Genomic DNA, 13300 nt, shown 5'->3' on the forward strand with positions numbered 1-13300 from the left:
TTCTTAATTATTTAAACTGTCAGGCTGAACGGAGTCGAAACCTTCGTTCTTTTCTTCAGAATTATCCGAATGACTTTGATTTTGACAAACAGATAATTCTTTTAACTTTTCCCAATTATCATGGATAACTGCTTCTTTTTTCTTTCTACTCCAGCCTTTTACTTGTTTTTCAAATAAAATAGTCTGCGTTATATCATTAAATCCACAAAAGAAGACTAGCTTAACCGGTCTTCTTTTGTGGGTATAGCTTTCAGGAAATTTTCCGGACTGATATTGAGACAATCGAGTTTCAATATCGTTGGTAACTCCTGTATAATAAGTGCTGTCGAAACATTTTAAAATATATACAAAATATTGCTTTGTTTCAAGATTACAGGCTTCGACTCCGCTCAGCCTGACATTCCGACAAACTTACTGTCTATCTTTTAAATTTACAAACTCTTCAGCTTTTCTTCTAAGATAACAATTTTATCCTGAGCATCTTTCTGTTTCTGTCGCTCAACTTCTACAATCTCAGGTTTGGCATTGGCTACAAATTTTTCATTGGAGAGTTTCTTGTCAACAGAAATAAGGAATCCTTTTAAATAAGCTAATTCTTCTTCCGTCTTCTTTTTTTCTTCTCCTAAATCTAAATTCTCACTCAGCGGAATAGAAACTTCAGTCGCTCCTACCAGAAACGTAAAGCTTGGCTTATCTGTTTTTTCACCAAAATGAATGTCTGCAACATTGGCTAATTTTCTGATCACGGCTTCATTTTCAAAACCTGAAGCACCGGTATACACCTCCACCGCTTCTCTGGGAGAAATTCCTTTTGTCTGACGGTAATTTCTTATTCCTGAAATAATCTCTTCAGCAGTTTCAAAGTTTTTGATCATCTCTTCGTTAAATGCTTCAGCTTTTTTCTGCTGGGCAATAACCAAAGCTTCATCGGTATTTCTTTCAGAAATTAACTGCCAGATTTCTTCGGATTGGAAAGGCATAAACGGATGCAGAAGTTTCATCAGATCTTCAAAGAAAATAACGGTTCTGTCATAAACTTCCTTGGAAACTCCTTCTCCATAATTAGGTTTGATGGCTTCAAGGTACCAACCACAAAAATCATCCCAAATCAATTTATAAATTAAATGAAGAGCATCAGAGATTCTGAATTTCTCAAACTGCTGGTCAATTTCTGCAATGGTTTTATTTAATTTATTTTCAAACCATTCAATGGCTTGTTTATCTGCATCATTCAATGGTTTGTCTTCATGTTTCCACATGTTGATCAAACGGAAAGCACTCCAGATTTTCGTCATGAAATTTCTTCCCTGAACCATCAGGTCTTCATCAAATAATAAATCATTTCCTGCAGGTGCACTTAAAAGACTTCCTACACGAACGCCATCTGCCCCATATTTAGAAATCAGATCTAAAGGATCGGGTGAGTTGCCTAATTGCTTAGACATTTTTCTTCTTTGCTTATCTCTTACAATACCTGTAAAATAAACATTTTTGAATGGAACCTCTTTTCTGTATTCCAATCCGGCCATGATCATTCTGGCTACCCAGAAGAAAATAATATCCGGACCTGTTACCAAATCTGATGTCGGATAATAATAATTGATATCTTTATTTTCAGGATCAAGTAATCCATCGAAAACAGACATTGGCCACAACCAAGATGAGAACCAGGTGTCAAGAGCATCTTCGTCTTGTTTTAGATCTGATGTTCCGAGGGCAGGGTTTCCTGTTTTTTCTTTGGCTAAAGCCAGAGCGTCTTCTACATTTTCTGCAACTACAAAATCATTTTCTCCGTCTCCATAATAAAATGCAGGAATCTGCTGTCCCCACCAAAGCTGACGGGAAATGTTCCAGTCACGGATGTTTTCCATCCAGTGTTTGTAGGTATTTTTAAACTTTTCAGGATAAAATTTAACCTCATCATCCATTACTACATCCAAAGCGGGCTTAGCAATTTCAGACATTTTCAGGAACCACTGAACTGAAACTTTAGGCTCAATAACAGCCCCTGTTCTTTCTGATGTTCCTACTTTATTTACATAGTCTTCTGCTTTCAACAAAAGATCATTTTCCTCTAATTCTTTTGCAATCTGCTTTCTTACATCAAATCTATTCTTACCTGCATAATGCAAACCATGCTCGTTAAGATTTCCATCGTCATCCAAAGCATCAATCATTTTCAACTGATGTTTCTGCCCGATTTCGTAGTCATTGACATCGTGAGCGGGTGTGATTTTCAAAGCACCGGTTCCAAATTCAATATCTACATATTCGTCTTCGATGATAGGAATTACTCTGCCAACGATCGGTACGATTACATTCTTCCCTTTCAGATGAGCATATCTTTCGTCATTGGGATTGATACATACTGCAGTATCTCCGAAAATAGTCTCGGGACGTGTAGTCGCAACAGATAAAAACTCTTCTGTTCCTTCTATTTTATACTTCAGGAAATATAATTTTCCGTTTTGCTCTTTAAATATTACCTCTTCATCAGAGATATTGGTTTTTGCTTCAGGATCCCAGTTGACCATTCTGTAGCCTCTGTAGATCAATCCTTTATTGTATAGATCTACAAAGCTTTTGATCACCTGCTGAGACATTTTGTCTTCCAAAGTGAAACGTGTTCTGTCCCAATCACAAGAGCAACCCAACTTTTTTAACTGCTCGAGGATGGTTCCTCCGTATTTATCGGTCCAATCCCAGGCATGCTTTAAGAATTCCTCGCGGGTAATATCAGATTTACTGATTCCCTCTGACTTCAGTTTAGCAACAACTTTGGCTTCAGTGGCGATTGAAGCGTGATCTGTGCCCGGAATCCAGCAGGCATTAAAGCCCTGCATTCTTGCACGGCGGACGAGAACATCTTGAATGGTATTGTTCAGCATATGCCCCATGTGTAATATCCCCGTTACGTTTGGCGGAGGAATTACCACAGTATATGGTGGTTTCTCATTAGGTTCGGAATGGAAATATTTGTTTTCCATCCAGAAGTTGTACCATTTCTGTTCAGTTTCCTGTGGATTGTACTTTTCTGAAATCTGCATAAAATTCTATTTCTTTTGCTTACAATTTGCAAAAATAGTCTAAAGAAAAAAAATTTTAAGTATGAATTAAAATAATTTTTAACTTTGTTTCTCAAAATTTATCTAACAAACATATTAACATTCAAGAATATGAAAAAATTAATTGCAGGAATTGCATTATTTGGAACATTTGCATTGGCATCTGCACAGACTATTACATTTGATAAAACTACATTTGACTATGGTACGATCAAGCCAAGTGCAGACGGTACAAGATTTTTCACTGTAACCAATACAGGTGACAAACCTTTGATCCTTTCCAATGTAAAGCCTTCTTGCGGATGTACGACTCCTGAGTTTAGCCAGGACCCTATCATGCCAGGAAAGTCTGCGAAAATAAAAGTAGGATACAATACTACTCTTAATGGACCTTTCAATAAAATGATTGAAGTTTTCTCTAACGACCCGGCTAACAGCAGAAGTGTTATCTACATCAAAGGTAATGTAGACGCCAGCGCTCCTGAACCCAAACCCTTAACAGCCGAAGAGCAGAAAGCAGCAGCTAAAGCTGAAAAAAAAGCAGCTAAACTTGCAAAAAAAGCCGCCGCAAAGTAATCTCTACTCAAAAAAATAAAGGAACCGTCTTCAATGAAGACGGTTTTTTTATTACATTTAAATAAGATATTAGAAATTAGAGGCTAGAAGTTAGATTTTAGACATCAGACATCACACTTAGGAACTTAAAATGAGAGGTGAGTTAGAGATCTTTTCTTCATGTATTGGCCCCGCAATCTTTAATTTTTTTAATTTTTTCAATCTTTAAATATAAAAAACATGGACACCAATTTCTCAGATGACTTCCTGGTAAAGGGAAAATTTTCAATAAAAAAAAGCTCAACCGCCTATGAAGGAAAGCTCACCAAGGAGGAAGGAGTGCAGCTATTAATCAAAGAGAAAGAAAAACTCCGCGAGCTGCAGGAAAAACTTTATGCTGACGGCAGCCAGTCTCTGCTTGTCATTCTTCAGGCGATGGATGCTGCCGGAAAAGACAGCCTTATCGAGCATGTTTTCGGAGGTGTAAATCCACAGGGCTGTAATGTGACCAGCTTTAAAACCCCAACCTCTAAAGAATACTCCCACGATTTCTTGTGGAGGCATTACCTTGCTCTTCCCCAGAAAGGAATGATCGGTATCTTCAACAGATCCCACTATGAAAGTGTCTTGGTATGTAAAGTTCATCCGGAATATAACCTCAGCGAAAGGACATGGTCTTCTGTGAAGGATTTTGATGATACTTTCTGGAAAAACAGATATGAGAGTATCAGAAATTTTGAACAACATCTTGCCCAAAACGGAACTACGATTGTAAAAATATTTTTAAATGTCTCCAAAGATGAACAAAAGAAAAGACTGCTGGACAGAATCAACGAACAGGAGAAGAACTGGAAATTTTCTGCAGCCGATCTTCCGGAAAGGGCATTATTCCCGCAATATATGGAAGCTTATGAAACGGCTATCAACGAAACTTCAAAAGATAATGCTCCCTGGTATGTACTTCCCGCAGACAATAAATGGTTTGCAAGAGTAGCAGCCGTACAGATCATTATCGATACCCTGGAAAAGATGAATCTCAAATATCCTCAGTTGGGAAAAAAGGAAAGGGCGGAGCTTGATGAAGCTAAGAAAACACTTGACAACGAGTAAGTTCAGCTTAAATCATTAATTTAAAGTCAATTAAATAAAAAAATCACGAGAAAATCTATAAGCCGGATTTTGTTCTTCCTGAGAAGTGCCTGTTATTTATCTGCGTCTTACATTGCTGCAAAACTTGAGCTGATTACCCCTCGGCTTTCAGGACGAGCCGCCCCTAATTTCCATTGCTGAAAAGAACCGATATACTTATCATTGCACCGCAAAGAGTTTACCTGGTTTCACTACAGCCGAACTGTACTTGCTTTCTGTTGCACTTGTCCTACCCTCACGGGTGACGGATGTTATCCGCTTTGCTGCTCTATGGTGTCCGGACTTTCCTACCCCTGCCGAAGCAGGAATCAACAAGCCGATTTTCTCGCGGTTGCAAAGATACATATTATTTGGTGATATGTATCTTTGCCAATAAGGTTATTCAGGCTTTGATAAAGAAGATCGTTATTTTCAGTTTTTTGACTAACGGAGGGGAAGTGTATTCCTACCAAATATTAAATCTTCTTATTCATTAACTCACTCTCAAATCATCGTTAAATCATCAAAATATTGTCTCAATAAATTATCCTGTCATCATATCAACAAATCACTGCATTATTATTATCTTCGTGCCATTATATACCTATGACTTCCAGAGAAAAAGAATTTGCGCAACTTATTAAAGATAATCAAGGCTTGATTATTAAAGTTTCGCGTCTCTATACCAATTCTCTTGAAGATGAAGAGGACCTGTTTCAGGAGATCGTACTACAGCTTTGGAGAAGCTACGATTCTTTTAAAGGGAACTCCAAAATTTCTACGTGGATGTACCGCGTAGCCCTGAATACAGCCATTACTCTTTTCAGAAAAAAAAGCAAAAGCCTTCCTACGAACGAGCTGGATATCAACCACAGAGATTTTGTGGAAGATGATGATGACAAGCAGCAGCAGATTTCACTTCTGTATACCGTGATCAAAACCCTGCCGAATGTAGAAAGAGCGATTGTAATGATGTACCTTGACGACCTGCCTTATAAGGATATTGCAGAAAACCTTGGGATCACCGAGGTCAATGCGCGTGTGAAAATGAACAGATTAAAGAAAACCCTTAAAGAACAGATGGAAAAATATGCCTGATTTTGATTTAGACAGCTTTAAGAAAACATGGCAGGAACAACCTGTTCAACCCAAATATGACAGCTCCGAAATTCTTCAGATGCTGAACAAAAAGTCGCGCAATTATGTGAAATATATTTTCTGGATCAGTGTGGCAGAGTTTTTATTCTTTTCTGTTCTGGGATTATTTTATTTCTTTCAGGATGAGGAGTCAGACAGTTTCCGTAAGATATTAGAAAAGCTTGGAGCTCAGGAAGCTCCTGAAATAGAAACCAATTTCGATCATGCTTATTTAGCGATTAAAGTTTTAAGTCTTCTGATCACGTTTTATTTTGTTCTGAAGTTTTATCAGAATTACCGCAAAATAAAAATTGAAGAAAATCTCAAAGGTCTCATTATAAGAATCATTAAATTCAAGAAAACGGTTAATGCTTTTATTCTGATCAGTATTGCCTTGCTGGTCGCTTTTACTTTTGTATTTACAGCTTTCATTTTTTATATTTTAAATTCTCAGAATGTACAGCCTTCCAATTCCAATCTCATCATTGTTATTATCGGGATCATTGTCAGTACCGTATTATGTGTGCTTCTGATCTGGCTTTATTACAGACTTGTGTATGGAATTATTATCAGAAAACTTGATCGAAATTTAAAACAGCTTAAAGACATAGATTCTCAGGAAAATTAGCATAAACAGGCATCAGTTCAAGATTTTTCATTAATTTTATTCCACCAAATCTTAAACTATGCCATTATCTTACGTCTATGGAGCTTCTTCCATTCCATTATTGGGACAAACAATCGGAGGAAACCTTAAAAAGACTGTTGAAAAATACCCCAATCAGGAAGCTTTAGTCTGCGTTCATCAGAATTACAGAGCTACATATCAGGAATTTTATAATCAGACAACCGCTGTTGCCAAAGCTTTAATTTTTTCAGGGGCAAAAGCAGGAGACAGAATCGGAATCTGGTCTTCAAACCGCTATGAATGGGTCTTACTTCAATATGCCACTGCCCGGATAGGAACCATCTTAGTCAATATCAATCCTGCCTACAGAACTCATGAACTCACCTACGTCATTAATCAATCCGGTATTCGTTTTATTTTTTCTTCTTTAAGCTTTAAAACAAGCAATTATAAAGAATTGGTAGAATATGCAAAGGAAGTCTGCCCCAGTCTGGAACATGAAATTTTCTTTGATGATAACTGGGAGGATTTTTTAAATAAGGGACAGGATATTTCAGATGACACGCTTCACAGTTTTGAAGACCATGTACAGTTTGATGATGCTGTGAATATCCAGTATACTTCGGGAACGACAGGTTTTCCAAAAGGGGTCACCCTTTCCCATCATAATATTTTAAATAACGGATATTCTATAGGAGTACGCTTAAAATACTCGCAAAATGATCGTGTCTGCATTCCGGTTCCGTTTTATCATTGCTTTGGAATGGTGATCGGAAATATATGCTGTACAGCTCACGGAGCATGTATGGTGATTCCCAATGACAGTTTCGATCCGGATATTACGCTAAAAGCTGTTTCTGATGAAAAATGCACTTCTTTATATGGAGTTCCCACTATGTTTATCGCAGAACTGGCGGTTAAGGATTTTGACACCTATGATTTTTCAAATTTAAGAACCGGGGTCATGGCGGGCTCGGTCTGCCCTCCAGAGATCATGAAAAAGGTAGAAAATCTTATGAATATTAAAGAAATGAGCATTTGCTATGGCATGACGGAAACGTCTCCTGTTTCTACGCAGACGCTCATCGGGACACCATTGGAAAAGCAGGTCAGTACCGTAGGAACAGTCCAGGATCACCTTGAAATAAAGATCATTGACGAAAACGGAAAGACGGTAGAACGCGGTGAGCACGGTGAACTCTGTACGAGAGGTTATTCTGTCATGCTGAAATACTGGAATGATCCCGAAAACACAAAAAAAGTACTGGACGATGCCCGATGGATGCATACCGGTGATATGGCTGTCATGGATGACGAAGGTTATATTACCATCTCAGGAAGAATAAAAGACCTGATCATTCGTGGTGGTGAAAATATTTCTCCTAAAGAAATCGAAGATTTTCTGTATACGTATGTCAATATTCTTGATGTACAGATCATTGGAATTCCGAGTGAAAAATATGGCGAAGAAATAATGGCCTGGATAAAAGTCCGAAAAGGTTTTGATATAACGGAAGCTGAACTTCTGGACTATTGCAAAGGAAGAATTGCTCACTATAAAATTCCGAAATACTGGAAATTTGTGGATGAATTTCCGATGACGATCTCAGGGAAAATACGAAAAGTAGAAATGCGTGAGATCTCTATAAAAGAATTACAACTGGATACATTGAAACAGCGTTCCTAGAAAATCTCCCACAGATATCACAGAGATTTTTAGATTAAAAATAAAGAAAGCCCGGAAATTCCGGGCTTTTACTTATTTATAGATCACTTATTAAAGTTCTTTTCTTAATCTGGCAACCGGAATATTCAGTTGTTCACGGTATTTGGCGATCGTTCTTCTGGCAATATTGTAGCCCTGTTCTTTCAGGATGACTACCAGAGCATCATCGGTAAGAGGTTTTCTCTTATTTTCTTTACTGATCACTTCCTGAAGATGCGTTTTGATTTCTTTCGTAGAAACTTCTTCCCCATCATCATTGGTCAGACTGTCTGAGAACAGGTCTTTCAGATAAATGATTCCGTTCGATGTATCAGCATATTTACTTTTTACTACTCTTGAAATGGTAGAAATATCAAATCCAGTGATATCTGCAATATCTTTCAGAATCATTGGCTTCAGTGATTTCTCGTCACCGGTAATGAAATATTCCTTCTGGAATTTCACAATAGCCGTGATGGTTTGCAACAAGGTATTCTGGCGCTGATTAATAGCATCGATATACCATTTGGCAGCATCCAATTTCTGTTTAATAAATAAAGCGGCCTGCTTGTGTTCCGAAGAATTTTTATCATGAGAATAGGTCGTCAGGATATCTTTATATTCTTCAGAGACTCTTAATGTAGGTGCATTTTTGCTATTAAGCATTGGGATCACCATTCCATCTTTCACCTGAATCACAAAATCCGGAATAATTTCCTGGTTGATGGTGATGGTTTGGGTATCAAAGTTCCCTCCTACTTTAGGGGAAAGCTTTGAAATCTCATCAAGGGCATCTTTCAGATCTTCTTCTTCGATATCGTATTTCTGGATGATCTTATTGTAATGCTTATTGGTAAGGGCATCGAACTGGTGTCTCAGAATATTGGCAGCCAGAGATACGGCTTTATCAGAGCTTACTTTCTTTTCGATCTGAAGCAACAGGCATTCCTGAAGTCCACGGGCTCCTACCCCAGGCGGATCAAGCTTCTGGATATAATTTTCCAGGATATCATCTACTTTTTCTTTGGTGGTATAAATTCCCTGTGAGAAAGCAAGATCATCTACAATCGCTTTGATTTCCCTTCTTAAATAGCCATCCGTATCAAGATTTCCGATCACATATTCTGCGATCTTCTCATCTTCGTCACTGATATTGATCAAACGGATCTGCTCCAGAAGATAATCATATAAAGACTGTCCTTCCGTCAGAAGACTTTCGTTATCAAATTCCTCGTCGTCCGGAGAATAGTTGCTGGATGCAGTTTTATAGCTGGGTTCATCGTCATAGATATACTCGTTGACGTCAAAATCTGTTTCAATACTTGCTGTCCCTTCATCCTGATAAGCGTCTTCAAGAGAAGAAAAATCGTCTTCTTTAGGATCTTCCTTTACAATTTCCAAAGCAGGATTCTCTTCTAGCTCTCTTTCCAGCTCCTCTTCGAATTCCAGGGTGTGAAGCTGAATAAGCTTCATCAGCTGGATCTGCTGAGGTGCCAGCTTCTGTCCTAACTTGAGTTGTAAGTGTTGTTTAAGCATATTAGTCTTTGTGTTTTAACATAACATATTCTACGAATTTAATAAATTAATTCGACAAAAAACACATTTAGCATGATTTTTGCATTATCTTATTAACATAATAAACTATCAGAAAATAAAAAAGCCTTAATTTTTACATTAAGGCTTTTTTTATTGGTCTAGAATTCAGCGCTTTTCGGTGTTCTAGGGAAAGGAATTACATCTCTGATATTGGTCATTCCCGTTACGAAAAGAACCAGTCTTTCCAAACCTAATCCGAAGCCTGCATGAGGTACAGAACCGAATTTTCGGGTATCAAGGTACCACCAAAGTTCGTGTTCATCTACATGCATATCTGCCATCTTCTGTTTTAGTACATCTAATCTTGCTTCTCTTTCTGATCCTCCGATGATCTCGCCGATACCCGGGAAAAGAACGTCCATTGCTGCAACGGTCTTATTGTCATCGTTCAGTTTCATATAGAAGGCTTTGATCTCTTTTGGATAGTCGAACAATACTACCGGGCATTCAAAATGCTTTTCAACCAGGTATCTTTCGTGTTCAGACTGAAGATCAGCACCCCAGTTTTCAACCGGATACTGGAATTTCCCTTTCTTATTTTCTTTAGAGTTCAGTAAGATCTCAATGGCTTCCGTATAGCTTACACGCTTGAAACGTTTAGCGATAACGTTCTGAAGTTTTTCGATAAGACCTTCTTTAGCTCTGTCTTTTTCCGGTTTTCCTTTTTGTTCTTCCTCAAAACGGGTGTTCAGGAATTCCAGATCATCCTTACAGTTGTCCAGAACGTACTGGATCACATATTTTAAGAAATCTTCTGCAAGGTCGATATTGTCTTCAAGGTTGTTGAAGGCCACTTCCGGTTCTATCATCCAGAATTCCGCAAGGTGTCTTGTTGTGTTTGAATTTTCTGCACGGAAAGTAGGTCCGAATGTATAAATTCTACCTAATCCCATGGCTGCTGTTTCTCCTTCAAGCTGTCCGGAAACCGTCAGGTTGGTCTTTTTACCAAAGAAATCCTGTGCAAAATCTATCTCTCCTTCTTCAGTTCTTGGCATATTGTTCAGGTCAAAGTTCGTTACTCCGAACATTTCTCCTGCTCCTTCTGCATCCGCCCCTGTAATTACCGGTGTGTTGATATAGAAAAACTGGTTTTGGTTAAAGAATGAATGCACGGCAAAGCTTACGGCATGACGCACTCTGAAAACAGCTCCAAATACATTGGTTCTGAATCGCAGGTGTGCCTGCTCACGAAGTTTCTCTAAGCTGTGTTTTTTAGGCTGAAGAATGGTATTCTGAAGTTCTTCTGTGAAGTTATCACCTAGAATAACGATCTTTTTAGCAATAATTTCCATTGCCTGTCCCGCTCCCTGGCTTTCTACTACTTCTCCCACTACTTTAAGGGAAGATGCTGTACTGATCTTTTTAAGAATCTCTTCATCAAAATTTTCGAAATCAACAACTATTTGCAAATTATTAATCGTAGATCCATCATTAAGGGCAATAAAGCGATTCGCACGGAATGATCTTACCCATCCGTAAACAGTAATGTCATGATGTAATACTTTTTTGTAATCCTGTAGGATTTCTTTAATCGTCTGCTTTTTCATTTGTTGATTATAAATTTTCGTATAAAATTAACGTCCGCAAAGTTACAAAAAAACAGCGCAACTTGATGACTGCAATCTCTTTTTAAAAAATAGCTTATCCATTCCTTAATTCATAATATATAATTTAAACAAGTTTTAATTAAAAGAATCATGTTTTTTTCCATATCACAATATTCAGCTTCTTTCAGGATTTACCTGTTTCAGATGATTCGTTTGTGCACTTCAGATGCACTTTGCAAAAACGAAACTCATTCCATAATTTTTCCTGTTTTTTTTGAATTGATAATATCTGTCTCAAAGCATTTTTTTAAGTATCAACAATCAAATTAAACCATTGCTTATATTTCAGATTTATTCTCAGGAATCATCAGCCAGACTGCAAGATATAAAAAAAGTTTACAGAACCTAAGCAACAGATACCTTATGTTTGTCATGATACATCACCTTCTTCTAAAACTCATTAATTTGTAAATAATAATTATTTATATTTGAGAACAGATATGGATACTTCACTTCGGCAAATAATAAAAAATACGATTTCAATTTCTGATGATGATCTTGATTTTATGGCTTCTCTTTTCAATCCTACAGCATTGAAAAAAGGTGACTATTTTTTAGAAATTGGTAAGCGTTGTGACCAGATTGCTTTCATAAAAACAGGAATGTTACGAATATTTTACCCTAACGCCAGAGGTGAAGAAACAACCTGCTATTTTTCTTTACCCAATGAATTTGTAACCTCTTTTTCAAGTTTTACAACGCAAAGTTTATCTACAGAAAACATCCAGGCCATTCTGCCCAGTGAATTATTTGTCATCAATAAGCATGATCTGGAAATGCTTTATCAAAAAATTCCGGCGGTTCAGGAATTTGGAAGAATAGCTGCCGAAAATCTGGCTATCATTATGGAAAAACGAATTTCTCTTTTTCTGAATAATTCTGCGGATGAACGGTACCAGTTTTTATTGAAAAATAATCCTATTCTGATTCAGAAAGTTCCTTTGCAATATCTGGCTTCCTACCTTGGCATGTCCCCACAACATTTAAGCAGGTTGCGAAGAGGCATTTAATGTGTTTCATTTCTTAGCAAATGTTCAGTAAAATACAAGCAGCATACACGAGTTTTGTACCATCAAACAATTTAAACAACAGGTACAATGCAAGTTTCAATAAAAAAAAATTTCGCAGGAGCAGCCGTTTTCCTGCTCACCCAGAATTCCTACGGACAAGAAAACAAAGACTTTTTATACTCAAACCGTGTTAGTGTTTTAGCAGGTCTGATTCAACCGATATTGCTGAAAGGCGGCAATATTGAAGTGACTTACTTTTCAAAAAAAATGAGTTTTGATTATTCCCATGGCTTTTTATTAAATATGTCGGGAGGTACCATTACAGGCGATGCTAAAACTCAACATTTAGCTTATCATTTACCGTACTCAACAGGTTTTGGAGTCGGCTATCGTTTTACTTCATATTTCGATGTAAGAATCGAATCAAAAATGCATAGCTGGGAAGTATATTATGATGGAGAAACTCAAAATAAATCCAATTTGATAAAAGCCTATAAAACGTATTCGTTGGGGCTTGGTGCCTATTACCGATATATGCCCTTCCATAAAAAAGATAATTGGCTGCAAGGGATTACAACCAGTACAAGTTTGCGCTGGTGGCCTAATGTAGCCAGTAGTCTTACAGATAATAAATTCACCTATTACAATAAATTCTCAAACAAAGATGAAACATTAAAAGCATCAAATATTGGAATCGCCGGCTCACAATTTCTGATCAATTTAAGTATCGGCTATACATTCGGAGAAAAAAAACAACAGATAAAAGAGGAGTGATCATGCTACCGGCTTTATAATAATATTAGTATGAATAGCTGCATCTGGGCTGGGATAAACATTCAGCCAATGCTTATTAATTGAATTTCCAATAG

Annotated in this window: 11 protein-coding genes and 1 other RNA gene; 7 read left to right on the forward strand and 5 right to left on the reverse strand. The window is 37.4% G+C overall.

Annotated elements, in window-relative coordinates; all coding sequences use genetic code 11:
* Nucleotides 1–3: 3 nt before the first annotated feature.
* Both BUC06_RS16500 and BUC06_RS16505 read right to left on the reverse strand, forming a co-directional pair.
* Nucleotides 4–393, reverse strand: coding sequence for a GIY-YIG nuclease family protein (locus BUC06_RS16500; RefSeq protein WP_073335125.1), 390 nt, complete (start codon nucleotides 391–393; stop codon nucleotides 4–6).
* 38 nt (nucleotides 394–431) lie between these two features.
* A complete protein-coding gene (locus BUC06_RS16505) occupies nucleotides 432–3047 on the reverse strand; it encodes a valine--tRNA ligase (RefSeq protein ID WP_073335126.1) in 2616 nt (871 codons plus the stop codon).
* Between the two features lie 129 nt (nucleotides 3048–3176).
* Between BUC06_RS16505 and BUC06_RS16510 the strand changes: the two genes are divergently transcribed.
* Both BUC06_RS16510 and BUC06_RS16515 read left to right on the forward strand, forming a co-directional pair.
* Nucleotides 3177–3641, forward strand: a complete 465-nt coding sequence (locus tag BUC06_RS16510; RefSeq protein ID WP_034729320.1) for a DUF1573 domain-containing protein — start codon at nucleotides 3177–3179, stop codon at nucleotides 3639–3641.
* A gap of 219 nt (nucleotides 3642–3860) precedes the next feature.
* Nucleotides 3861–4730, forward strand: a complete 870-nt coding sequence (locus BUC06_RS16515) for a polyphosphate kinase 2 family protein (RefSeq protein ID WP_073335127.1) — start codon at nucleotides 3861–3863, stop codon at nucleotides 4728–4730.
* Between the two features lie 42 nt (nucleotides 4731–4772).
* On the opposite strand, the gene rnpB is transcribed toward BUC06_RS16515, so the two are convergent.
* An RNA gene (gene rnpB / locus BUC06_RS16520) (RNase P RNA component class A) lies at nucleotides 4773–5097 on the reverse strand.
* A 257-nt stretch (nucleotides 5098–5354) separates the two neighbouring features.
* Here rnpB and BUC06_RS16525 point away from each other — a divergent pair.
* Genes BUC06_RS16525 through BUC06_RS16535 form a run of 3 tightly spaced genes read left to right on the forward strand, consistent with a single transcriptional unit; the run spans nucleotide 5355 to nucleotide 8200 of the window.
* Nucleotides 5355–5846 carry an RNA polymerase sigma factor gene (locus BUC06_RS16525; protein WP_034729370.1) on the forward strand — a complete coding sequence of 164 codons (492 nt, stop codon included), beginning with the start codon at nucleotides 5355–5357 and terminating at the stop codon, nucleotides 5844–5846.
* Nucleotides 5839–6513, forward strand: a complete 675-nt coding sequence (locus BUC06_RS16530) for a beta-carotene 15,15'-monooxygenase (RefSeq protein WP_073335128.1) — start codon at nucleotides 5839–5841, stop codon at nucleotides 6511–6513. Before BUC06_RS16525 ends, BUC06_RS16530 begins: the two co-directional genes overlap by 8 nt.
* Before the next feature lie 58 nt (nucleotides 6514–6571).
* Nucleotides 6572–8200, forward strand: a complete 1629-nt coding sequence (locus BUC06_RS16535; protein ID WP_073335129.1) for an AMP-binding protein — start codon at nucleotides 6572–6574, stop codon at nucleotides 8198–8200.
* A 90-nt stretch (nucleotides 8201–8290) separates the two neighbouring features.
* On the opposite strand, the gene rpoN is transcribed toward BUC06_RS16535, so the two are convergent.
* Both rpoN and asnS read right to left on the reverse strand, forming a co-directional pair.
* Nucleotides 8291–9754: an RNA polymerase factor sigma-54 gene (gene rpoN, locus BUC06_RS16540; RefSeq protein ID WP_073335130.1), complete on the reverse strand. Its 1464-nt coding sequence runs from the start codon at nucleotides 9752–9754 to the stop codon at nucleotides 8291–8293.
* 158 nt (nucleotides 9755–9912) lie between these two features.
* Nucleotides 9913–11361: an asparagine--tRNA ligase gene (asnS, locus tag BUC06_RS16545; RefSeq protein WP_073335131.1), complete on the reverse strand. Its 1449-nt coding sequence runs from the start codon at nucleotides 11359–11361 to the stop codon at nucleotides 9913–9915.
* 500 nt (nucleotides 11362–11861) lie between these two features.
* Here asnS and BUC06_RS16550 point away from each other — a divergent pair, with 500 nt between their 5' ends.
* Both BUC06_RS16550 and BUC06_RS16555 read left to right on the forward strand, forming a co-directional pair.
* The gene (locus BUC06_RS16550; protein WP_073335132.1) at nucleotides 11862–12431 is read left to right on the forward strand and encodes a Crp/Fnr family transcriptional regulator; all 570 of its coding nucleotides are present in this window, start codon (nucleotides 11862–11864) and stop codon (nucleotides 12429–12431) included.
* Nucleotides 12432–12518: 87 nt separating this feature from the next.
* On the forward strand, nucleotides 12519–13205 hold the full coding sequence (locus BUC06_RS16555; protein ID WP_073335133.1) for a hypothetical protein: 687 nt from the start codon (nucleotides 12519–12521) through the stop codon (nucleotides 13203–13205).
* Nucleotides 13206–13300 lie beyond the last annotated feature (95 nt).

The organism is Chryseobacterium carnipullorum (genome assembly GCF_900142785.1).
Lineage (GTDB): Bacteria > Bacteroidota > Bacteroidia > Flavobacteriales > Weeksellaceae > Chryseobacterium > Chryseobacterium carnipullorum.